A 22170-nucleotide genomic window follows, 5' to 3' on the forward strand; every position below is an offset into this window, starting at 1 on the left:
CCCCTGTTCAGCAGTAGAGGTTGCCGCCGGGGGTGACCCCGAGGATCGACGTGAAGCGGTTGTAGGCGTCCACCCGGCTCTGCACCTGGGCCGGGTTGCGCCCGTCGCACTCCAGGGAACCGTTGATGGAGCGGATCGTCTGTCCGAAGCCGGCCTGGTTGACCATGGCGTTGTGCGGGGTCATGGTGCCGGGCCCGGACTGGGTGTTCCAGTACCAGAGACCGGTCTTCCAGGCCACCGCGGAGTCGTTCTGCACCAGCCAGGGGTTGTTGAGCAGGTCGATCCCCAACGCGTCGCCCGCGGCCTTGTAGTTGAAGTTCCAGGACAGCTGGATCGGGCCGCGACCGTAGTACGCCGCCTGCCCCGCCGGGCAGCCGTACGGCTGGTTCCAGTCGCAGTAGGTCGGGTAGTTGGCGGTGTTCTGCTCGACGACGTACACCAACCCCCCGGTCTCGTGGTTCACGTTGGCGAGGAAGGCCGCGGCCTCCTGCTTCCTCACCGTGTCGCTGCCGGTCGTGGCGAAGCCGGGGTACGCGCTCAGCGCCGCGACCAGACCGCCGTAGGTGTAGAAGGAGTTCCGGTTCGGGAACATCTGGTTGAACTGCGCCTCGGTGACGACGAATCCGGACGGGGTGCTCCCGCCGCCGCTCGCGGGCGCGTTCCACTTCTGGTTGGCCGTACCGGAGCAGGTCCAGAGCTGGAGCCGGGTGCCGTTGGCGCTGTTGTTGTCCCGGACGTCCAGGCATTTGTTCGCGGCCGGGTTGACGATGTCGCGCGCGCCGGAGACCACCCACTGCTGGTTGGCGCCGCCGGAGCAGTCCCAGAGTTGTACGGCCGCCCCGTCGGCGGTACTGCGGTCGGCGATGTCCAGACACTTGCCGAGCGCCCGCAGGGTCCCGTCACCGGGGTTGGACCAGATCTGGGCGCCGGTGCCGTTGCAGTCGTAGAGCTGAACGGCCGTGCCGTTGGCGGTGGACGCTCCCGCCACGTCGACGCACTTTCCGGCGAGCCCGGTGATCGTGCCGGAGGCGGCGTGCGCGGGTGTCACCGTGAGCAGCGCGGTGAGCACGGCGGTGAGGACGGCGAAGACCGCGAGGCGGCCTCTGCGGAGGGATGAGGGCATGGGCGGGCACGCTCCTTGAGGGGGGTGGGGGAGGCCGCCCCCCTCGGTGAGGAGAGGGGCGGCCGAAGGGCGGAGCCTTACGGATAGCTGGTCAGATTCGCCACGTTGGTCGAGGAGTTGGACGGGCCACCGGTGCCGTTGACGACGTGCCGGATGGTGCCGGTGCCGCCGAGGGAGACGGTCACCATGCTCTGGAAGCGCACACCGGACGTGTTCGGCGCCTCGATGGCCCGTTCCGCGACCACGCCCGGGTTCACGTTGAAGTAGCAGTAGCTGCCGAGGCCGTAGGCCTGGTGACTGGTGACGGAGTCGGCGACCTTGTAGGCGGCGTAGCCCTGGGTGGAACCGTTCGTCCAGGCCGCCTGGTTGGGCGGGTCGTAGGGCATCTCGTTCTGGTAGAAGTACGTGCGGCCGCCGTTGCCGTTCCAGACGGTCTGGTACTTCTGGTAGTGCTCGACGAACAGCCCGTACGCCGTCACGTTGTCGCCGTTGACGATCAGGCCCGTGTCCGCGGTGTTGGTGGTCCAGCCGACACCGCTGCCGTGGTCGGCGCGCCAGATCCACATGTGGTCGCCGATGACGTTGTCGCTGTTGATCACGAGGCTGGTGGTCGCCTTGCCGACGCCCGCGCCGCCGACGCGGAAGTACACGTCGTGCAGGGAGGCCGGGTTGGCGGCGTGGGAGGCGGAGGAGCCGGCCGGCCCCACCTCCATCAGGGTGGGCGAGTTGGTGGTGCCCGCGTCGAAGAGGACGCCGGCGACCTTCACGCCGTCGACGTCGGCCACCTTCATCGTGGTGACGCCGTTGTCCGGCACGAACGTGGCGAGTCCCAGGCCGAGGACGACGGTGTCGGGGCGGGTCACCTGGAGCGTCTGGTTCAGGTGGTACACACCCGGGGTGACCAGGAGGTTCTTGCCCGCCGCCAGCGCCGTGTTGAGGTCCGCGGCGCTCGCGCCCGGCTTGACGACGTAGAAGGTGTCCAGGGACAGGGAGCTGCCGGGCGGGGAGCCGCTGGCCCAGCTGGTGCCCGTGGAGTTGGTCCGCACCGACGGTACGAACACCTTGTAGGCGCCGTCGGCGTCGACGTACAGGAAGGGCTTCTCGCGGCTGACCGGGGACTGCGCGACGGTGGTGTGGGGCGGGTTGGGGAAGGTGGTGCCGGGGACGCCCTGACTGCCGACGAAGACCATGTTCCAGTTCGAGCCGGTCCAGCTGCCGAGCTGGGAGTTGCGGGTCAACCACTGCTGCTGGCTGCCGGAGTTGACCTGACCGTCGACCTTCGTGTCGGCGAGCAGTCCGCCGCTGGACCAGCCGTTGTCGTCCAGGGCGAGGTTGCCGCGCAGGTGCATCCGGCGGTAGGCCGCCGCTTGGGAGACCGCCCAACGGTCGCTGCCGCCGGTGGGGTTGACGGACAGGTTCTCCGCCCCGCGCCAGAAGTTCTGGGTCGCGTTCCCCTGGAACCAGTCGGCCTCGGCGTGCACCGCACCGTTGACGGTGACCGCGTCCGGGGTCAGGCCCAGCCCCGCGACCTGGGTGTAGAAGCCGACGTTGGCGTCCGCGGTGTAGGAGCCCGGCTTGAACAGGACGGCGTAGCGCTGGGAGCCGAACTGGTTGGTCTCCTGCTGCTGGAAGATCGAGTTCAGCCTCGACTGGATCGTCGAGGACGGCATCGACGGATCGAAGACGACCACGTTGGGGCCGAGGTCGGGGTTGCCGGCGGACTGGGTCACGGGGACCACCTGGAAGCGCTGGGCCGCGCTGCCGTTGCAGGTGTACTGCACGAACTGCACGCTGTCGGCGGTCGAGGCGCCCGGGTCGTCCAGGCACTTGCCGCTGTTGCGGTTGACGAAGTGGTAGGCGCCGCCGCCGTCGTGGACGGGCAGCCACTGCTGGTTGGCGCCGCCGCCGTAGGCCCACAGGTGCACGGGCGCGTTGTCGGCGGTGGAGACGTCGGCCACGTCCGCGACCTGGCTGGTGTTGTTGCGGTTGTCGATGCGGACGTAGCCGTCGCTCGTGGCGGTGAAACTCCACTGCTGGGCCGTGCTGCCGTTGCACGCGTACTGCTGGACGACGGTGCCGTTGGCGGTGCCGGCCGACCTGGCGTCCAGACACCGACCGCTTGCCGCGTTCATGACAGTCGAAAAGCCGGTGGGCAGTGCGGTGGCGGCGGCCTCGGCCGGCGTGGACAGAGAGGTCAGTGCGGACGCGGCGGCCACGGTGACGAGGGTGGCGGCGCCGGATCTGCGGAGGTGCGCGAGGGTGTGCATGCGCAGAGCCCTTCATGGGGGGTGAGGGTGTCGCGAGGTGTCTGGCTGACCCGTGAACCTAAAGGTCTGGACCACTTACGTCAAGAGATGAAGTAAGGTTTGAGGGAAGGTGGTTGAACGTGAGGGATCCCGTGGACCGCCCCGTCTCACCGCCGACCGGGGGCGCTGGGGCGCTGGGGCGCGAGAAGTTTCCGGTTCGGGGGGCCTTGAGCGGCCGTGGGCGGGCACCCGGGTGCATGTTGTCGCCGGGAGGGAACCCGCGTTGTGATCGCCGTCGCTGTGTCGCTGCTGCCCGCCTTAGGGGTGCTGCTGTACGCCATGGACCGTATCGAGGACCGATTGTCGGCCAGGTCGTCGGCGCCGCGTCACGCGAGAGGACGTCACCTCCGGCTGATCCGTGGCGGCGCCCCGTCCCGCACCGGGCGCGGTTCTGCCGAACGGCGGCATGAGCGACGTCTCGACGCGGCGTGACAGTTCCGCGTGGCGCTTCATGATCTACGGAGCTCGCCCGGACCTGAGTTGCTGAAGCCGGGCCCGTCGCACTCCGCGGTGCCGTCCCGGAGCACCGTCGGGACGCTCGCGCGACTCCCCACCGGTGTCCTGATTGGGCGGGGGTCCGGGGGTACTCGACGCGCATGAAGCTGCATCTTCCTGGACGGAAAGACCACGACGGCGGCGACGAGGCTCCCGAGCGGGAGGTCCCGTCGTCGGAGGAGGTGGGCCCCGGGGCCGCCGTTGAGGAGCGTGCCCCGGACACGCCGTCGCAACTGCCGAAGACGGCGTGGGGGGCTGTACTGCGGGGCAGCCTGCGGGAGTTCAAGGACGACGAACTGACCGACCGGGCCGCGGCGCTGACCTACTACGGTCTGCTGTCGCTCTTCCCGGCCATCCTGGTCCTGGTGTCGATGCTCGGCCTGACCGGCAAGTCCGCCACGGACACGGTGCTGAAGAACCTCAAGCAGTTCACCCCGGGCTCCGCCCGCGACATCATCACCAACGCCGTCGAACAGCTCCAGAACAAGGCCGGCGTCGGGTCGGTCATGGCGATCGTCGGCCTCGTCCTGGCGGTGTGGTCGGCATCCGGGTACGTGGCCGCGTTCATCCGCTCGGCCAACCGGGTCTACGACATGCCGGAGGGCCGCCCCATCTGGAAGATCCTTCCGGTGCGGGTCGGTCTCACGGTCGTCCTGATGGTGCTCGCTGTCGTCAGCGCCCTGATCGTCGTCTTCACCGGCACCCTCGCCCACAAGGCGGGCAGCGCGCTCGGGGTCGGCGACACCGCCCTGACGGTGTGGTCGATCGCCAAGTGGCCCGTCCTGGTGGTCCTGGTCACGGTCATGATCGCGCTCCTGTACTGGGCCACCCCGAACGCCCGGGTGAAGGGGTTCAGGTGGGTCACACCGGGCAGCTTCCTCGCCCTGGTCATCTGGCTGGCCGCGTCCGCCGGATTCGCGTTCTACGTCGCCAACTTCGCCTCGTACAACAAGACCTACGGCACCATGGCCGGCGTCATCGTCTTCCTGGTGTGGCTGTGGATCAGCAACCTGGCGATCCTCCTGGGCCTGGAGTTCGACGCCGAGACCGTCCGGCAGCGGGCCATCGCCGGAGGGCTGCCGCCCGACAAGGAGCCCTACACGGAGCCGCGCGACACCAGGACGTGGGACGAGCAGGACCTTCGCAGGCTGGACGACTCAGGGACAGCGTCGGGCGAGTGACGAGTTGGGATCCGGACGGCTTATCTCGGGGAGCTCGGGACAACCGCAGGTCATGAGGTTGCTGACGGACTTGCGTGAGATCGACGGGGCTCTGACCCGGCGGGCGGCATCCCGGATCCCGCCGGGCGTGGCCAAGGTGTTGTCGGCGGCGGAGGAGTCTGCGGAGAGCACCAAGCTGTGGTGCGGTGCCGCCGCCGTGATGGCGTGGAAGGGCGGGTGGCGGGGCCGCAGGGCGGCGGCCGCCGGACTGGCGGCCCTGGCCGTCGCCCAGCTGGTGTCGAACGGCCTGTGCAAGCAACTGGCCGGCCGTCCCAGGCCACCGGCGGAGTGGATCCCGCACGACGAGGTCGCCGACCGCCCCGACTCCTCCTCGTTCCCCTCCGGGCACACGGCGGCCGCGGTCGCCTTCACCGCGGCCGTCGCCCCCACCTGGCCCGCAGCGGGCGCGTTGTGCGCGCTGCCGGCCACCATGGTCGCCGTCGAACGGGTGCAGTCGGGCGCGCACTATCCCAGCGATGTCGCCGCCGGTGCCGTCATCGGCCTGGGCGGTGCCTGGCTGGCGCGTCGTGCCCCGGCGCTGTTCCTGCGCCACTGGCCATAGCCGCCGGGGACGCGACGGCCCGCCGCGTGGAGGGAGGGACGGGCGGATCGGCCGCCGCACGACAGGGGGTTCGTTCGCGAAGGAGCGCGTCGGCCCGCTCGAACCTTCTGAGCGGGCCGACGCCGCTGTGTGCCGGCAGCCCCACACCGCGGGCACACACGGGACAAGCCACCGTGGACCGCCGCCGCGGCTCCCCAGGGACCCATCGTGCGGGTAACCCACATCCCCAGGGGTAATCCTGGTGAATCGTGACGGGTGAGACGGGAGAGCACCCAACCGGCCGGACCGACTCACCCGTCAGACCGTTGACCAGGGAACACGCTTCCCCCTACCGTCGTCCCAAGAAGTGCCGGAACGTTCCGGCAATGGAGCGGCGGCGCCTCGCCGCGGATGCGGAGCGGAGCGGACCCATGGGCCTGTCGTCCACGGACTGGCTGGTGCGACCCGTCGCACCGATCGACGAAGCCACCGCGTCGGCCGTGCTGGCGGCCCGGTTCGGCGTGCGGGGCACCGTGCGGGACCTGGGCAGCCAGCAGGACCGCAACTACCGGGTGGGCGGCGAGGCGGGGGAGTACGTCCTCAAAGTCGCCAACCCGGCCACCGGGACGGCCGAGCTGAGGGCCCAGTGCGACGCGGTGGAGCACCTGGCGGATGCGCTGCCCGACCTCCGGCTGCCCCGGGCGATCCCCGGCAGCGACGGTGACGTGGTGCAGCCATTCCCCCTGGACGGGGCCGAACTCGCCTGCCGGCTGCTGCACTTCGTGCCGGGTGAGCCGATCATGGACAGCCGCTACCTCGCCCCCGCCGTCGTCGCCCGCCTCGGCGCCCTCGCCGGGCAGATCGCCGCGGCCCTCGCCGACTTCACCGCCCCCGGCCCCGACCGCTTCCGGCCCTGGGACCTGCGCAACGCCCTCGACGTGGTCGAGGCCCTCGCCCCGCACTGGCCCGACCGGGCCCGCGCCGACCAGGTGCTGAGCGCCGCCCGCGCCGCGCACGCCCTCGTGGAGTCGCACGCGAAGGACCTGCCGGTCCAGTTCGTCCACGGCGACATCACCGACAACAACGTCGTCTGCGAGCCGGCGAAGGACGGCCGGCGGATGCCCGTCGGCGTGATCGACTTCGGGGACCTCGGCACCGGCTGGACCGTGGCGGAACTGGCCGTCACCTGCACCTCCGTCCTGCACCACCACGGCGCAGGCCCCTCCTCCGTCCTGCCCGCCGTCCGCGCCTTCGACGCCGTACGCCCGCTCTCCGACAGCGAGGCGGCCGCGCTGTGGCCGCTCGTCGTGCTGCGGGCGGCCGTCATGGTGGTCAGCGGGCAGTACGACGTCCTCCAGGACCCGGACAACGGCTACGCGTCCGCCGCCCTGGACCGGGAGTGGACCATGTTCGAGTCGGCCGCCTCCGTCCCGGCGGAGGTGATGACGGCCCAGTTGCGGGAGACACTCGGCCGCCCCCTGCCCCAGGTCGCCGTCGTCCCCGCCCACCGCATGCTGCCGGAGCTGCCCGACGACATCCCGGCGCTCGACCTCTCCGCGCAGAGCGACGACCTGCACACGGGCCGGTGGCTCGAGGCCGACGCCGAGACGGCCCAGGCGTCCGGCCTGGCGGCGGCACGCACCCGGCACGGCGAGTTCCGCCTCACCCGGACCACGCTCGACACCACGGATCTCCCGGCGACCTGCGCCCTCGGAGTGGACCTGCATCTCGCGGCCCCGCTGGAGGTGCGCGCGCCCTGGGCGGGCACGCTCGCCCGGCACGCCGACGGCACGCTCGACCTGCGCGGCGAGGGCCCCGTCCTGCGGCTGTACGGCGTCGACAGCCCGGCCGCATCCGGTCCGGTCGCCGCAGGGCAGCCCCTCGGCACAGTCGCCGAACGGGACGGCAGGCACACCCTCGGCCTCCAGCTGTCGACGCTGGCCGACCGGCGCCCCCCTCGGTTCGCCACCCCGGACCTGGCTGCCGGCTGGCTGGCGGTGAGCCCGGACCCGACGGCACTGATCACCGGGCGGGACCTGGGGGAGCCCGCCGCGGACGAGGACCTTCTCGGCCGCCGCGCCCGCGCCTTCGCCGCCGTGCAGGAGCACTACTACGACGAGCCGCCCCGCATCGAACGCGGCTGGCGCCACCACCTCGTCGACACCCAGGGCCGCGGCTGTCTCGACATGCTCAACAACGTGACCATTCTCGGCCACGGCCATCCCGGGCTGAGCGACGCCGTGCACCGGCAGTGGCGGCGCCTCAACACCAACTCCCGCTTCCACTACGGCTCGGTGGTGGAACTCTCCGAGCGGCTCACCGCACTCCTGCCCGCGGAACTGGACACCGTCTTCCTCGTCAACAGCGGCTCCGAGGCCGTGGACCTCGCCCTGCGCCTGGCCTGGGCGGCGACGGGACGGCAGGACACGGTCGCGGTCGAGGAGGCGTACCACGGATGGACGTACGCGAGCGACGCGGTCTCCACCTCGATCGCGGACAACCCGAACGCCCTTTCCTCACGCCCGAGTTGGATTCATACCGTGGCCGCCCCCAACTCCTACCGGGGCCGCCACCGCGGTGCCGAGGCACGGCGCTACGGTCCCGAGGCCGCCGCGCGGATCACCGAACTCGCCGCACAGGGCCACCGGCCCGCCGCCTTCATCTGCGAGCCCTTCTACGGCAACGCGGGCGGCCTTCCCCTCCCGGACGGTTACCTCCGAGAGGTCTACGAGGCCACCCGCGCCGTCGGCGGTCTGTGCATCGCGGACGAGGTGCAGGTCGGCTACGGCCGACTCGGCACCCACTTCTGGGGCTTCGAGCAGCAGGGCGTGGTGCCGGACGTCGTCACCGTCGCCAAGGCGATGGGCAACGGGCATCCGCTGGGCGCGGTGATCACCCGGCGCGAGATCGCCGACGCCTACCGCAGCCAGGGCTACTTCTTCTCCTCGGCCGGGGGCAGCCCGGTCAGCAGTGTGGTCGGGCTGACCGTGCTGGACGTGCTGCGGGACGAGCGGCTCCAGGACAACGCGCTGGAGACGGGCGGGTACTTGAAGCGGCGGCTGGAGGAACTCGCCGCCCGGCACCCGCTGATCGGCGCGGTGCACGGCTCCGGACTGTATCTGGGCGTCGAGTTCGTCCGGGACCGCGAGACCCTGGAGCCCGCCACCGAGGAGACCGCCGCGATCTGCGACCGGTTGCGCGAGCTCGGCGTGATCGTCCAGCCGACCTCGGACCGACAGTGCGTACTGAAGATCAAGCCACCGCTGTGCCTGACCCGGCGGAGCGCCGACGTGTTCGCCGCCGCCCTGGACGACGTGCTGACCCACGGCTGGTGAGGCGGGTGCCGGCCACGAACCCCCGCACGCCGACCGGACCCGGTGCGTCCGCCACCCTCGCCGACGTCGCCCGTGGGGCGGGCGTCTCCAAGACCACCGCGTCGGACGCGCTGCGCGGCCACGGCCGGGTGTCCGACGCGACCCGCCGGGCCGTCCTGGACACCGCCCGGCGCCTCGGATACACGCCCAACCGCAGCGCCCGCAGCCTGCGCACCTCCGTGACGGACACCATCGCGCTGCACATCCCGGAGTTCCTCACCAGCGCCGAGTACTACATGTCGTTCGTGTTCGGCGTCGCCGAACAGGCCGCGCGAGCCGGGCTGAACGTGACCCTGGTGTCATCCGGACGCCTCCCGCAGGCCGACGGACTGATCCTGTGCGACCCGATGCCGGACAACCCGGTCGTGGACCAGCTGATGACCGCGGGGCTCCCGGTCGTCACGGCCGAGCGCTACGGCGGCGACAGCCGGCCCACCGGCGTGATCTGGTCCGACCACGAAACCTCCCTGAGGGAACTCCTCGACCACCTGCGCGCGAGGGGCGCCCGCCGGCCCGCGCTCATCGCCTCCGACTCCACCGCCGACTGGGCCCTCACCCTCCAGCACGCCTACGCGCGCTGGTGCGCCGAGCACGGCGTCCAACGGCTGCTGCGCAAGGCGCCGTTCGGCTCCTCGCCGGACGTGCTGCGGGCCGTAGTGGGGGAGTTGCTCGCCGGGCCGCCGGAGACCGACGCGATCGTGTGCGCGGCCGACGGGGCCGCGGTGGCCGTCCTGCCCGAGATCGGGTCGGCGGGCCGGGTCGTGGGCGAGGACCTGCTGCTGGCGTCCTGCGTGGACAGCCTGGCGATGCGGACCGCGGAACCACCGATCACCTCGATCGACCTGAGACCCCGTCACATGGGTGCGGAGTGCGTTCGGTTGCTCTGCGACCTGCTCTCCGGCGAGGCACCGCGCGGCACCACCCGCACCCTGGCCATCGACATGATCGTCCGGGCGTCCACGGACTCGTGAGGTTTCCGGGACCGGGTCGGCACCGCCTCAGCGCCCCGGCGCCGCTCCGCTGCTCGCACGGATCACGAGATCGACGGGGACGAGGGAGTCGGGAGGCGGCGGCTGTGCCGAGTCGTCGATCCGGCTCAGCAGGAGCCGCAGGGACCGGGTGCCGATCTCCGCGAAGTCCGTGCGCACGGTCGTCAGCGGCGGCAGCAGATGCCGGGCCTCGGGGATGTCGTCGTAGCCCACCACACTGATCTCGCCCGGCACGGAACGGCCCGCCTCGTGGAAGGCGTGCAGGACGCCGAGGGCCATCTGGTCGTTGGACACGAACACCGCGGTGACGTCCGCGCGCCGGGCCAGCCGGCGCCCCAGGTGGTAGCCGGAGTCGGCGCTCCAGTCGCCGAACAGCGGCTCGGGGACAGGCGCTACGGCCGCCTCCAGCGTGGCGCGCCAGCTCGCCAGACGCTGGTCGGCGGAGGTCCAGCCGCTCGGGCCCGCGATGTGCCAGACGGTCCGGTGGCCGAGCCCCAGCAGATGCTCGGTGGCCTTGCGAGCGCCCTCGCGTGAGTCACCGGTGACCCGCTCGGTCTCCGCGTCGAAGCCGTTCTCCAGCACCACCAGCGGGGTGTCCAGGCGGGTGTCCGCCAGGGCGCGGCCCACCCACAGCTGCGGGGCGATGGCGATCACCCCGTCGGCGCCCTCGGCGGAGAGCCGGTCGACGGCCTCGACGACCGTGCCGTGCTCGGCCGAGTCCAGGGAGATGGAGCTCAGCAGATAACCGGCCTCCTGGGCCGCGGTGTTGATGGCGGTGAGGATCGCGGCCGGCCCGTAGCGCGCCGCGTCGAAGCTGATCACCCCGAGCATCCGGGTCCGCCCGCTGGCCAGCGACCGGGCGCTGCGGCTGGGCCGGTAGCCGAGGGTCCGCATGGCCGTCAGGACCGCCTCGCGGGTCTCGGGGCGCACGGACGGATGCTCGTTCAGCACCCGGGAGACGGTCTGCTTGGAGACACCCGCCAGCCGGGCCACGTCGTCCATCACCGGACGCGAACCGGCGAAGTTGCGCCGGCTGCGCCCCTTCGGCACGGCTCCTTCGGCGGGGCTTGGGCTCATGGTGGCGGTGTCCTCGACGTGGTGGTGGCGGTGGTACGGCGGTCCCGGCCCGCCCGGGGAGCACAGCATAGGCGGGCCGGGACGGGGGATCCGGCAGATGGACGGGGCTCCACGGCTGGTCAGACCGCCGGAACCGACCAGGTGTGCCGGGTGATCCACTCGGCGTGCGTGACGGCGGCCGTCCCGCGCGCACCGTGCTCCTGCTCGGGCAGATGAACCGGCGCCTGCGGGTGCAGCGGCAGCACCCGCAGCCGCAGGCCTTCGGCGCGCAGCGCGTCCGAGGGAAGCCGGTCCAGGCCGATGTCCCAGACCCGCCCCGCGCAGAACTGGTCGGCGACCAGCGTGCCCCCGACGTACGCCCGCCCCACGTCCCCGCTCCAGTGCAGCCGCAGCAGCGTCCCGGGCGGCAGCCCGTCCGGCACCTCGACGTGGTACTCGGCGGCCACGGTGTCGAACCACTTGTCGGCCGGTACGCTCGCCCGGCCCTGGACGCCGGTGACCGCCTCGGGGGCGGGTCCGGCGGCCCCCACGAGGGTGACCTCGGGCGCGGAGCTCTCGACGGCCCGCGCCGCCGGGACCGCGTAACGGGTGAACACCCCGTCCGTGACCGCCTCCGCCCGCACCCCGTCCACCAGGGGCGCCCGCTCGGGCGCGGGCAGCACGGCGAACGACGTCGCCCTCCCCGACCCGTGCAGCCGTACCTCGTCCCGGTCGAAGACCACACCGTCCCCGCTCAGCACCAGGCGCTCGGCACCCCACGCCTCGCCCCGGTAGACGGTACGGGCCGTCGCCGCGTCCAGCACCAGCAGGCCGACCCCTCCGCCCTCGGCGGTGTCCACCTCCACGAGGGCGTCGGTGCCGGGACGCAGCCCCGTCACCAGCAGCCGGTCGCCGACCGGGACGACATCGCCGGTGGGCGTGCGCACGACCGACACCGTGGCCGCGTCGAGCACGAGTTCGGGCGCGATGCCGTCCGTCGCGGCCAGCACCAGGACCGTACGGCCGTCTACGTCGACCGTGCACACCGGCTGGGCGGTGGCCCACTCCAGCCGCAGGCCGGCCACGTCGAGACGCAGCGGCCAGCAGAAGTACGCGCCGCTCGGGACCGTGACGGGAGTGCTGGGCAGAGTCAACTCACCGCCACCAGAAGCGAATTCGACCATGAACGACGTCTCGGGGTGTTCCGGCAGCTGCTCGTGCGGCTGGTGGTTGTTGACGAACAGGAAGCCCGAGGTGCCGTCACCGCGCACCGCCCAGCGCAGGGTTTCCCGGTCGAACTGCCCGTCCGGCCGCCGCTCGGGCAGCACGGACTCCATGGGGGCGATCAGATGCCCGAAGTCCGCCAACAGCAGCTGCTGGAGCCGGAGTTCGTGGTAGGTCCGCCGGTACTGACCGTACTCGCCGAGCGGTGCCTGGAAGTCGTACGTCAGGACGGGCAGGTCGTTGGGATAGCCGGTGGCGTGCGACTCCTGGAGGGTGCTGAGCTCACCCGCCGGGTTGGTGCCGCCGTGGAACATGTAATAGCCCTGCCACACCGAGCCGCAGCCGATCTTGGTGAGGCCGAGCGCCCCGATGTCGTCGGGATCGACGTACGGGCGCCGGTGGTACGACACCGCCATGCCGCCGCCCAACTCGCAGGTGGCCCAAGGGAATCGGTCCGCGAACGCGTCGGGCTCGCTGCCGCGCACCCGCACCGGGCGCAGGTCGGATCCGATGCCCTCGTCGTCGCGCTGATGGGTGAAGAAGAAGTGCTTTCGGCAGGTGTCGGGCCAGCCGCCGTCGGCCTCGGTCCAGAAGGCCTCGGTGTAGCCGCCGTACAGCGGAAGGAGCTCGTCCGGCGGGAGTTGGACACCACCCCAGGCGGTCGAGGTCCACAGGGGCGCGCTCAGGCCGGCCTTCTGAGCCATCCGCTTCAGCGTCAGCAGGTGACCGGGCTGGTCGTAGAGCTCGTTCTCGATCTGGATCGCCACGATCGGACCGCCGTGGGCCCGGTCCAGGCCGTCCAACTGCTCGGCGATCGCCGCGAACCAGGGACGTACGGCGGCCAGGTACAGCGGGTCGTCGGTGCGGGGCACCCAGCCGCGGGCCAGTACCCAGTCGGGCAGGCCGCCGTTCCGGACCTCCGCGTGCGACCAGGGACCGACACGGGGGATGAAGTCCAGGCCGTGCCGGGCGCACAGCTCGGCGAAGCGGCGCAGGTCGCGGTCGCCGTCGAAGCGGACGCGGCCCTCGACCTCCTCGTGGTGGATCCAGATGATGTAGGCGGCGACGGCCGTGACCCCGCCCGCCTTCATCTTCAGCAGCTCCTCCTCCCACTCCCCGGCGGGGTAGCGGGAGTAGTGGAACTCGCCGGACACCGGGAACCAGGGACGGCCGCCGCGGGTGAGCCAGCGGCTGGTGACCGCGATCGGATCGGGCACCCCGGGGGCGTCCGCGAAGGGCAGGTGCCCGGTCAGCGGAGGCCCGGCGGGGGAGGGGAGGCGCAGGTGGTGCGGGTGGGCCATCAGTCGGTCTCCGGTCCGAGGTCGGGCGTGTCGGTGAGCTGGGCGCGCGTACCGGTGGTGGCGTGCAGCTCAAGGAGGACCAGTTCGTTGGCGCCGGGGCGCAGGACGGGGGCGGGGACGTACAGCGTGTGCTGGGGGCCGCGGTTCCAGTAGCGGCCGAGGTGGAAGCCGTTGACCCAGGCCTGGCCCTTGGTCCAGCCGGGCAGGGAGAGGAAGGTGTCCGCCGGGCTGTCCACCTCGAAGGTGCCCCGGTGGAAGGCGGGTACCGCGTCCGTGGCCGCCTCGGACGGGCCGAACGGCACGGCGGTCAGGTCGTCCAGCGGCACGGGACGGCACTCCCAGCCGCGCAGCTCGGTGCCCTGGAAGGACACCGGGCCGAGCAGCCCCTTGGGCGCCCCGATGCGCGGGCCGTAGTTGACGCCGCCCATGTTCTCCACCAGGACCTCGAGGACGGCACCGGCGTGCGGGACCCGAACGGACAGCGTCTCGTCGTGCCGCTCACGCTCCAGTACGCCCACGGAGGCGCCGTCCACGAAGACCTGGGCGCGGTCGCCGACGCCGCCCGGGAAGCGCAGCAGACCGTCGCCCGAGCCGGGCAGCGTGGTGCGGTAGAGCACGTAACCGGTGTGCACGCCCAGTGCGTTCATCGTCACCGGGGTGTCGGTGTGCGTCGACGGCAGCCCGCGGACGTACGGCAGCAACGGCGCCCGGTGATCCAGGTCGACGTCGGTGACCGGGAGCTTGGGCGCGGGCGCGGGCGCCGGCTCGTCGGGCGTGGCCGTGTGGCGGGCGATCACCTCGCGGAAGGCGTGGTACTTCGGGCCGGGATCGCCGCTCTCGGTGAGCGGGGCGTCGTAGTCGTAGGACGTGACGGTGGGCTCGTAGGCGTGCTTGTGGTTGGCGCCGTTGGTGAAGCCGAAGTTGGTGCCGCCGTGGAACATGTAGATGTTGACCGAGGCACCGGCCGACAGCAGGCGGTCCAGGTCGGCCGCGGCGTCGGCGGCGGACCGTACGTGGTGCGGACCGCCCCAGTGGTCGAACCACCCGACCCAGAACTCCGAGCACATCAGCGGACCTTCGGGCTGGTGGGCGCGCAGGGCGGCCAGGTTCTCCTCGACGCGGCTGCCGAAGGTGACCGTGGCGAGCGTGCCCGGGAGGGTGCCGGCCGCAAGGTGCTCGGCGCCCGCCTGGTCGCAGGTGTACAGCAGCTCCTCGACACCGCGGTCGCGCAGCGCCTGGTGGACGTGCTTGAGATAGGCGGTGTCGTCGCCGTACGCCCCGTACTCGTTCTCCACCTGCACGGCGATCACCGGGCCGCCGTGCGCGGCCATGAACGGCCGCAGTGCGGGCAGGAGTCGGTCGAGGTAGCCGTCGAACGCCGCCGTGAACCGCGGGTCGCTGCTGCGCAGCCGGATGTCGGGGTCCGCGAGCAGCCAGGCGGGCAGGCCGCCGTCGTCCCACTCGGCGCAGATGAACGGGCCCGGGCGCAGCAGGACGTGCAGGCCCTCGTCCTGGGCCAGGCGCAGCCAGCGGGGCAGATCGAGGAAGCCGTCCAGGACGAGCTCGCCCGGCTCGGGCTCGTGGAGGTTCCACGGCAGATACGTCTCGATGGTGTTGAGGCCCATCAGCCGGGCCTTGTGCAGCCGGTCGGTCCACTGGTCGGGATGGATACGGAAGTAGTGCATGGCTCCGGAGATGATCCGGAACGGCTCACCGTGCAGGAGGAAGCCGTGGGAGGACGTCGTCAGAGCGGGCATGCGGGGCATCCCTTCGAGTCAGCGGGACTTCAGTGAGTTTCGGGTGCTGCGGATGAGCCGGAGAGCCACGGCACAGTGCCGAGACAGCGCTCAGAAGGAGGGGGACGGCCCGGATCCCGGACCACTCGACGGCCTTGCCCAGCGCCGGTCCGGCCGCCACACCGCCGACCATCGAGGCGGCGACCACGGCACCGGCCCGTCGGGCGCCGGGGGAGGACCGGTGCAGCCAGAGTCGAGGACATGAGAAGTGATGTTACCGGTAACATGCGGGCCGTCAAGATCTGTGGACAAAGACGGAAAGGGTGGTTCGATTGGACTAGTGGTCCAGTGGCTGGATTGCTAGTCTAGAGGGACTGGTGGAGGGGAGGCCGTGATGGAGGCCGAGCGGGACGCGATCATCGCCGCGCTCACATCGGTCGTCGACGGGATCGCGGCCACCTTCGGACCGGTGTGCGAGGTGGTGCTGCACGACTACCGCAGACCGGAGAACTCGGTGGTGGCCCTCGCCGGCTCGGTGACCGGGCGCACGGTGGGCGGGGCGATGAGCGAGATCGGCCTGCGGATGCTCGCCCGCGGCGACGAGGCGGCCGACGAGCTGAACTACGTCACGCGGACCGACACCGGCAAGCTCCTCAAGTCGTCGACGATGCTGCTGCGGGACTCCTCGGGCGCGGTCTTCGGCGCCTTGTGCGTCAATGTCGACGTCACCGCGGCGAGCGAGGTCCATGCCCTGCTGGGCGCCCTCGCCGGGATCGGCACCGCCCCCGCGGAACCGCCCGTCACCACCTTCGGCGACGACATCGACTCCGTCGTCGACGTCATGCTCGACGCGCACCGGCACCAGTCGTGGGCGCTGCTCGACCGCGCCGGGCGCCTGGACCTGTTCCGCAGCCTGGACGAACGGGGCGTGTTCGAGGTCCGGCGGGCGATCGAGCAGGTGGCCGGACGGCTCGGGATCTCCCGCGCCTCCGCGTACAGCTATCTGTCCCAGTCCCGAAAACAGGCGAACACTGGAGGGCCCTCGTGACGACCACCACCCCGCCGGTCACCCTGGACGACGTCCGGGAGGCGGCCGCCCGGCTCAAGGGCGTCGCGCACCGCACGCCGGTGCTGCGCTCGCGGACCCTCGACGCCCTGGTCGGCGCCGAGGTCTTCCTCAAGTGCGAGAACTTCCAGCGGGTCGGCGCCTTCAAGTTCCGCGGTGCCTACAACGCGGCCTCCCGGCTGACCCCGGCGCAACTGGCCCGGGGCATCGCCGCCTACTCCTCCGGGAATCACGCCCAGGCCGTCGCCCTGGCCGCCCGCGAGCTCGGCACCAGCGCGGTGATCGTCATGCCCGAGGACGCCCCGGCTTCCAAGCGGGCGGCCACCGAGGGGTACGGCGCCGAGATCGTCACGTACGACCGCTACACCGGTGACCGCGAGGCCATCGCGGAGGCCCTGGCCGCCGAGCGGGGCCTGGCGCTCATCCCGCCGTACGAACATCCGCACGTGATGGCGGGACAGGGCACGGCGGCCCTCGAACTCCTGGAGGAGACAGGTGAGTTGGGTGCGCTGCTCACGCCCGTCGGAGGGGGCGGCCTCATGGCGGGCAGCGCGACCGCCGCCAAGGGCCTGCGCCCGGGCATCCGCATGATCGGCGTGGAACCGGAGGCCGGCGACGACACCAAGCGGTCCCTGGAGGCGGGGCGGCGCATCAGCATCCCGGTGCCGAAGACCATCGCCGACGGACAGGCCCTGCACACGCCAGGCGAGCTGACCTTCTCGGTGAACCGGCGACTGGTCGACGAGATCGCGCTGACCTCCGACGACGAGATCCGCGCGGCCATGCGGTTCGCCTTCGAGCGGCTGAAGATCGTCGTCGAGCCGAGCGGCGCGAGCCCGCTGGCCGCCCTGCTCGGCGGCCGGGTGAGCGGCCTGCCGGACCGGGTCGGGGTGATCGTCTCCGGGGGCAATGTCGACGCGGACCGCTTCGTGCGGCTCTGCGCGGGCGGGGACTGACACGACCGGCCATCACCCGAATGGCGGGCCCGGCTGGACGGGCGGACGATGGGGTGATGGGGCCCGGCCCCCGCCGGTGCTGCCCAGAACGGGCGGGAGACGGAGACCGGCCCCGGCCGTACCGCAACACGGCCGGAAAGGAGAGCCGTCATGTTTGAGGTGAAGACGCTCGACAAGCCGGACGAGCGCCGTGATTTCCCGCGGGGCCACCTCGAAGCGGTCCACATGAGCGGACTGGACTTCGCCGTGGGCACCTTCGAACCGGGCTGGCGCTGGTCCGAGTCCGTGGCACCCATCGCGGGCACCAGCAGCTGCGAGGTCCACCACAACGGCTATGTGGTCTCGGGCCGCATGCACATCGTCATGGACGAGGGCGGCGAGGGCGAAGTGGGCCCCGGCGACATCTTCGTGGTGTCACCCGGGCACGACGCCTGGGTCGTCGGCGACGAGCAGTGCGTGGTCTACGACTTCGCGGGCGGCATGGCGAAGGACTACGCCAAGGGCGAGTGAGACACACCGGTCCCGGACCGTCGTCTCCCACGCCGTGACGTCCCCGCTCGCACCGCACTCACCGCTCACACCGTGACGACGATCTTCGCGCGCGCGTGTTCCACCTCCAGATGCCGGATGGCCTCGGCCGCCTCGCTGAGCGGGTACGTCCGCTCGACGGTCGGGGCGATCTTCCCTGCCTCGGCGAGTTCCCGCAGAGCCCCGAGATTCTCCTTGCGTGGCCGCGCCGGGAGTTGGAGCACCCGTTGCCGGACGAAGGGGGAGAGGAGCAGGCCCCGGAGGATGAGCCGCACCGGGCCCAGCACACTGCCGCCCTCGTACACACCACCGCCGGACAGGACGACCGTTCCGGCCGCGGCCGTGGCACGCCGCAGATCGCGCAGTGAACGATTGCCCACCAGATCCAGGACGACGTCGTAGCGGCGTCCGGCGCGGGTGAAGTCCTCCCGGGTGTAGTCGACGATCTGGTCCGCCCCGAGGGACGCGACGAGTTCGACGTTGCGCGCGCCGCACACGCCGGTCACCTCGGCGCCGTACGCCTTCGCGAGCTGCACCGCGAAGGTCCCCACACCGCCCGAGGCGCCGTTCACCAGGACGGACTGCCCGGCCCGGACTCCGGCCACGTCCCGCAGTCCGATGAGCGCGGTGTTCGCGGCCAGCGGCATCGCGGCCGCCTGTTCGAAGGAGAGGCCGGCGGGCTTGAGGTCCGTCTCGCTGTCCTTGGCGCACACGAACTCGGCGAAGGTCCCGTCCGCCTCGCCGTACACCTCGTCTCCCGGATGCAGTCCCCTGACCTCGGCGCCGACCGCCTCGACGCGGCCCGCGAAGTCCCGGCCCCGGATCCGCACCTTCGGCGCGCGCAGTCCGAACGACAGCCGGGCGATCTTCGGGTCGCCGTGCAGGTAGTGCCAGTCGTAGGCGTTGACCGAAGCCGCGTGCACGCGCACGAGCACCTCGTCGGCGGCCGGCACGGGCTGCTCGACCTCCCTCAACTCCAGTGTGTCCGCCGAGCCGTACCGGTCCTGGACAACTGCCTTCATGGGTCCCCCTCCGTCGCTTCGGAGCGTAGGGAAGAGGTCCCGCCTTGCCATCGGAAACCGATCGGTTTACTCTGTGGGGCGTAGGTAAACCAATCGGTTTCTCGACGTTCCTGGAGACTTTTCATGACCACCATCGAAGGTTCCGTCGCCCTGGTCACCGGCGGCAGCCGCGGCATCGGTCGGGCGCTGGTGACCGCCCTGTACGAGCGTGGGGCGAAGAAGGTGTACGCCACCGCCCGCGACCCGAGGACCGTCACCCACCCCGACGCGGTGCCGCTCGCCCTGGAGGTGAGCGACCCCGCCTCCGTCGCGGCCGCCGCCGAACAGGCCCAGGACGTCACCCTGCTGATCAACAACGCCGGCGCGTCCGTGAACGCGAGCTTCCTGGACGCCCCCGTCGAGGACGTCCGCCGCGAGTTCGAGACCAACTTCTACGGCCCGCTGCTCGTGACCCGCGCCTTCGTGCCGGTCATCGAACGCAACGGCGGCGGCCACATCCTCAACGTCCACTCGGTGCTGTCGTGGCTCGGCGTCGCCGGCTCCTACAGTGCCTCCAAGGCCGCGCTGTGGTCGCAGACCAACTCCCTGCGCCTGGACCTGAGGCCGCGAGGCATCGAGGTCACCGGACTGCATGTCGGGTACGTCGACACGGAGATGACCGCGAAGATCGACGCCCCGAAGGTCACGCCGGAGAGCGTGGCAGCTCAGGCCCTCGACGGCATCGAGTCCGGCGCCTTCGAGGTACTCGCCGACGACCTGACCCGCCAGGTGAAGGCCGGCCTCGCCGCGGACCTGGGAGCGCTGTATCCGCAGTTGGCGGCCTGAGTCACCTGGAGGTGCGTGGCGGGGTCCGTCGGTGGATGCGCTCGCCGGGGGTGTTCGCCCGGCAAAGGAATTTCGCGGCACGGGCACCAAGCGGCTCGTCAGATCGGCAGCAGCCGCCCCACCAGGGCGCTGAGCTGGCGGACATTGCGGCATTCGTGCATCTCCACCAACTCGGCGTACTCGTACGCCGCCGAGTCGCCCGTGCCCCAGTGCGCACCCGCCTCCGGGTTCAACCAGTAGACGCGGCGGGCCCGTTCGGCGATCTCCCGGACGGCGGGCAGGTTCGGGTCGCTCATGTTGGTGCGGGCGTCACCGAGGACGAACACCGTCGTGCGCGGGCTCAGCGCGTCTCCGTACAGCGACGCGAACTCGCCCAGCGCCACGCCGTAGTCGCTGCTGCCGTGCCACCCCGTGAGCGTGGCCTCGGCCCGGATACGGGCACCCAGCCCCTCCGTGTCGGCCGCCCCGTGTTCGAGGAGCCGGGTGACCTCGTCGAGACGGTTGACGAAGGCGAACACCCGCACCTTGCTGAACTGGTCGTGCAGCGCCTGCACCAGCAGCATCGTGAAGTCCGAGAACCCCGACACCGAGCCCGACACATCGCACAGCAGCACCAGTTCGGGCCGGGCCGGGCGGCGCCTGCGCAGCACCGGCTTCATCGGCACCCCGCCCGTCGACAGCGAACCGCGCAGCGTCCGCCGCAGATCGATACTGCCCCGCGCGGCACGCCGGCGGCGGGCCGCGAGCCGGGTGGCGAGCTTGCGGGCCAACGGCTGCACCGTGCGCCGAAGTTCGGCCAGCCGGTCCTTCCCCGCGAACAGGAAGTCGACCCGGTCGGACGTCGGCGCCACCGCCCGCCGCGCGATCTCGTCCCGGTCCCGCCGCTCCGCGACCCGCCGCCGGGCCTCCGCCGCCACCAGCGCGCGGAACGCCTCGATGCGCCGCCGGATCTCGTCCTCCAGCAGCCGGTCGGTGAACCCGGACACGCCCTGCTGCCCCCGCACGTCGTCCCGGACGCGCGCGAGCAGGGTCTGCGGGCGCAACCGGTCGAGCGTCTGGTACGACGACCAGCCGTCCGAGGAAGGGGAGTTGCCGTATCCGCCGAACCCGTCGACGGCCTCCGCCGCGAGGCGGGCCATCAAGGTCTCGTCGTTCGCGGCCAGAGCCCTGGCGAGCCGCTCGCGCAGCTCCTCCCGGTCCGCAGGGCCGGTGTCGGGCGCGCCGACGCCCCGCGGGAAGTACAGGTCGAACACCGGGTCGAACACCGGCCGTTGGGCCGTGCTGTGCAGCAGGGTCGCCGCCAGGCCCTCCCGCAGTCGCTCGCGGTCGGCGAACCCGAGCGCCTCGACCGCCTGCGCCGCGTCCACGGTCTCACCCGTCCCGATGCGCACACCGTGCGCGCGCAGGGCGCCGACCAGGGAGGTGAGCCGCTCGGCGGTGCTCACACCGCGTCCAGGTCGAGCTTGGCCCCCGCCTTGAGGATGTCGTCCTGGTGCTTGAGCAGCACGCCCAGGCTGTCCCGTACGACCGTCTCTTCGAGGTGGTCCGCGCCGAGCGCGAGCAGCGTGCGCGCCCAGTCGATGGTCTCCGCGACCGAGGGCACCTTGCGCAGGTCCATCGCCCTGAGCGCCCCCACGACCCGGACCACGGACTTCGCCAGCGTCTCGTCGAGACCCGGCACCTTCAGCCGTACGATCCGCCGCTCCAGCTCCTCCTCGGGGAAGCCGATGTGCAGGAACAGGCAGCGGCGGCGCAGCGCCTCCGACAGCTCGCGGCTGGCGTTGGAGGTGAGGACGACGAAGGGGCGGCGGGACGCGGTGATCGTGCCCAGCTCGGGGACCGTGACCTGGAAGTCGGACAAGACCTCCAGCAGCAGGCCCTCGACCTCGACGTCCGCCTTGTCGGTCTCGTCGATCAGCAGCACCTTGGGCTCGTCGCCGCGGATCGCCGTCAGCAGGGGCCGGGAGAGCAGGAACTCCTCGCTGAAGATGTCCGTGCGCGCCTCGTCCCAGCTCTCGTCCCGGCCGGCGCTGATCCGCAGCAGCTGCTTGGCGTGGTTCCACTCGTACAGCGCCCGGGACTCGTCCACGCCCTCGTAGCACTGGAGCCGGACCAGCCGCGCCCCGGCGACCTCGGCCACCGCCTTGGCCAGCTCCGTCTTGCCGACCCCGGCGGGGCCCTCGACCAGGAGCGGCTTGCCGAGCCGGTCGGCCAGGAAGACGGTCGTGGCGACCGCGGGCGAGGCGAGGTAGCCGGTCTCGGCGAGGCGTGCGGAGACGTCGTCGACGGATGTGAACAGCAACGGGGCCTCCAGGGCGGCGCGAACTCGTTCCGCCAACTATCTAAGCGCTTGTTCACCGGTTCTGTCACGTGGTGGTAAGAGCACGGCGACGGACGTCACCGAGGTG

The 22170-nt window shown here is 71.8% G+C and carries 16 protein-coding genes; 8 read left to right on the forward strand and 8 right to left on the reverse strand.

The window, feature by feature from the left end; translation table 11 throughout:
• Positions 1-7: 7 nt before the first annotated feature.
• The gene (locus RKD20_RS41695; protein WP_424882263.1) at positions 8-1123 is read right to left on the reverse strand and encodes a glycoside hydrolase family 19 protein; all 1116 of its coding nucleotides are present in this window, start codon (positions 1121-1123) and stop codon (positions 8-10) included.
• A 77-nt stretch (positions 1124-1200) separates the two neighbouring features.
• Positions 1201-3390: an RICIN domain-containing protein gene (locus tag RKD20_RS41700; protein ID WP_424882264.1), complete on the reverse strand. Its 2190-nt coding sequence runs from the start codon at positions 3388-3390 to the stop codon at positions 1201-1203.
• A 635-nt stretch (positions 3391-4025) separates the two neighbouring features.
• Here RKD20_RS41700 and RKD20_RS41705 point away from each other — a divergent pair.
• From RKD20_RS41705 to RKD20_RS41720, 4 genes are all read left to right on the forward strand, one after another.
• Positions 4026-5105, forward strand: coding sequence for a YihY/virulence factor BrkB family protein (locus RKD20_RS41705; RefSeq protein ID WP_424882265.1), 1080 nt, complete (start codon positions 4026-4028; stop codon positions 5103-5105).
• Positions 5106-5157: 52 nt separating this feature from the next.
• The gene (locus RKD20_RS41710) at positions 5158-5706 is read left to right on the forward strand and encodes a phosphatase PAP2 family protein (RefSeq protein ID WP_424882266.1); all 549 of its coding nucleotides are present in this window, start codon (positions 5158-5160) and stop codon (positions 5704-5706) included.
• A gap of 410 nt (positions 5707-6116) precedes the next feature.
• Positions 6117-9020, forward strand: coding sequence for an aminotransferase (locus RKD20_RS41715; RefSeq protein WP_424882267.1), 2904 nt, complete (start codon positions 6117-6119; stop codon positions 9018-9020).
• Positions 9021-9025: 5 nt separating this feature from the next.
• Entirely contained in the window at positions 9026-10030 is a 1005-nt protein-coding gene (locus tag RKD20_RS41720) for a LacI family DNA-binding transcriptional regulator (protein ID WP_424882268.1), read from the forward strand.
• Positions 10031-10057: 27 nt separating this feature from the next.
• On the opposite strand, the gene RKD20_RS41725 is transcribed toward RKD20_RS41720, so the two are convergent.
• From RKD20_RS41725 to RKD20_RS41735, 3 genes are all read right to left on the reverse strand, one after another.
• Positions 10058-11125, reverse strand: a complete 1068-nt coding sequence (locus RKD20_RS41725; protein ID WP_424882269.1) for a LacI family DNA-binding transcriptional regulator — start codon at positions 11123-11125, stop codon at positions 10058-10060.
• Between the two features lie 119 nt (positions 11126-11244).
• Positions 11245-13629: a beta-galactosidase gene (locus RKD20_RS41730; protein ID WP_424882270.1), complete on the reverse strand. Its 2385-nt coding sequence runs from the start codon at positions 13627-13629 to the stop codon at positions 11245-11247.
• The gene (locus tag RKD20_RS41735) at positions 13629-15386 is read right to left on the reverse strand and encodes a beta-galactosidase (RefSeq protein ID WP_424882271.1); all 1758 of its coding nucleotides are present in this window, start codon (positions 15384-15386) and stop codon (positions 13629-13631) included. Before RKD20_RS41735 ends, RKD20_RS41730 begins: the two co-directional genes overlap by 1 nt.
• Before the next feature lie 373 nt (positions 15387-15759).
• On the opposite strand from RKD20_RS41735, the gene RKD20_RS41740 reads away from it, so the two are divergent.
• The 3 genes from RKD20_RS41740 to RKD20_RS41750 all read left to right on the forward strand — a co-directional run bounded on the left by RKD20_RS41740 (position 15760) and on the right by RKD20_RS41750 (position 17897).
• Entirely contained in the window at positions 15760-16413 is a 654-nt protein-coding gene (locus RKD20_RS41740; protein WP_424883443.1) for a helix-turn-helix transcriptional regulator, read from the forward strand.
• Positions 16410-17387 carry a threo-3-hydroxy-L-aspartate ammonia-lyase gene (locus RKD20_RS41745; RefSeq protein WP_424882272.1) on the forward strand — a complete coding sequence of 326 codons (978 nt, stop codon included), beginning with the start codon at positions 16410-16412 and terminating at the stop codon, positions 17385-17387. The genes RKD20_RS41740 and RKD20_RS41745 overlap by 4 nt, the downstream gene beginning before the upstream one ends.
• Positions 17388-17537: 150 nt before the next feature.
• A complete protein-coding gene (locus RKD20_RS41750) occupies positions 17538-17897 on the forward strand; it encodes a cupin domain-containing protein (protein ID WP_424882273.1) in 360 nt (119 codons plus the stop codon).
• Positions 17898-17962: 65 nt separating this feature from the next.
• On the opposite strand, the gene RKD20_RS41755 is transcribed toward RKD20_RS41750, so the two are convergent.
• Positions 17963-18937, reverse strand: coding sequence for an NAD(P)-dependent alcohol dehydrogenase (locus tag RKD20_RS41755; RefSeq protein ID WP_424882274.1), 975 nt, complete (start codon positions 18935-18937; stop codon positions 17963-17965).
• A 123-nt stretch (positions 18938-19060) separates the two neighbouring features.
• Between RKD20_RS41755 and RKD20_RS41760 the strand changes: the two genes are divergently transcribed.
• The gene (locus RKD20_RS41760) at positions 19061-19762 is read left to right on the forward strand and encodes an SDR family oxidoreductase (RefSeq protein WP_424882275.1); all 702 of its coding nucleotides are present in this window, start codon (positions 19061-19063) and stop codon (positions 19760-19762) included.
• A gap of 98 nt (positions 19763-19860) precedes the next feature.
• Here RKD20_RS41760 and RKD20_RS41765 read toward each other — a convergent pair whose 3' ends face one another.
• On the reverse strand, positions 19861-21207 hold the full coding sequence (locus RKD20_RS41765) for a vWA domain-containing protein (protein ID WP_424882276.1): 1347 nt from the start codon (positions 21205-21207) through the stop codon (positions 19861-19863).
• Complete coding sequence (locus tag RKD20_RS41770) at positions 21204-22061, reverse strand: AAA family ATPase (RefSeq protein ID WP_424883444.1); 858 nt, start codon at positions 22059-22061, stop codon at positions 21204-21206. The genes RKD20_RS41765 and RKD20_RS41770 overlap by 4 nt, the downstream gene beginning before the upstream one ends.
• Positions 22062-22170 lie beyond the last annotated feature (109 nt).

Origin of the sequence: Streptomyces sp. SLBN-8D4 (assembly GCF_049739545.1) — a bacterium.
GTDB lineage: Bacteria > Actinomycetota > Actinomycetes > Streptomycetales > Streptomycetaceae > Streptomyces > Streptomyces canus_C.

What these genes read in the sequence shown, in the direction of transcription:
- RKD20_RS41710 (WP_424882266.1), top strand. Translation starts at nt 5,158, where the DNA reads ATGAGGTTGCTGACGGACTTGCGTGAGATCGACGGGGCTCTGACCCGG.
- RKD20_RS41730 (WP_424882270.1), bottom strand. Translation starts at nt 13,629, where the DNA reads ATGGCCCACCCGCACCACCTGCGCCTCCCCTCCCCCGCCGGGCCTCCG.
- RKD20_RS41715 (WP_424882267.1), top strand. Translation starts at nt 6,117, where the DNA reads ATGGGCCTGTCGTCCACGGACTGGCTGGTGCGACCCGTCGCACCGATC.
- RKD20_RS41705 (WP_424882265.1), top strand. Translation starts at nt 4,026, where the DNA reads ATGAAGCTGCATCTTCCTGGACGGAAAGACCACGACGGCGGCGACGAG.
- RKD20_RS41695 (WP_424882263.1), bottom strand. Translation starts at nt 1,123, where the DNA reads ATGCCCTCATCCCTCCGCAGAGGCCGCCTCGCGGTCTTCGCCGTCCTC.
- RKD20_RS41750 (WP_424882273.1), top strand. Translation starts at nt 17,538, where the DNA reads ATGTTTGAGGTGAAGACGCTCGACAAGCCGGACGAGCGCCGTGATTTC.
- RKD20_RS41755 (WP_424882274.1), bottom strand. Translation starts at nt 18,937, where the DNA reads ATGAAGGCAGTTGTCCAGGACCGGTACGGCTCGGCGGACACACTGGAG.
- RKD20_RS41760 (WP_424882275.1), top strand. Translation starts at nt 19,061, where the DNA reads ATGACCACCATCGAAGGTTCCGTCGCCCTGGTCACCGGCGGCAGCCGC.
- RKD20_RS41725 (WP_424882269.1), bottom strand. Translation starts at nt 11,125, where the DNA reads ATGAGCCCAAGCCCCGCCGAAGGAGCCGTGCCGAAGGGGCGCAGCCGG.
- RKD20_RS41735 (WP_424882271.1), bottom strand. Translation starts at nt 15,386, where the DNA reads ATGCCCGCTCTGACGACGTCCTCCCACGGCTTCCTCCTGCACGGTGAG.
- RKD20_RS41700 (WP_424882264.1), bottom strand. Translation starts at nt 3,390, where the DNA reads ATGCACACCCTCGCGCACCTCCGCAGATCCGGCGCCGCCACCCTCGTC.
- RKD20_RS41740 (WP_424883443.1), top strand. Translation starts at nt 15,760, where the DNA reads ATGGAGGCCGAGCGGGACGCGATCATCGCCGCGCTCACATCGGTCGTC.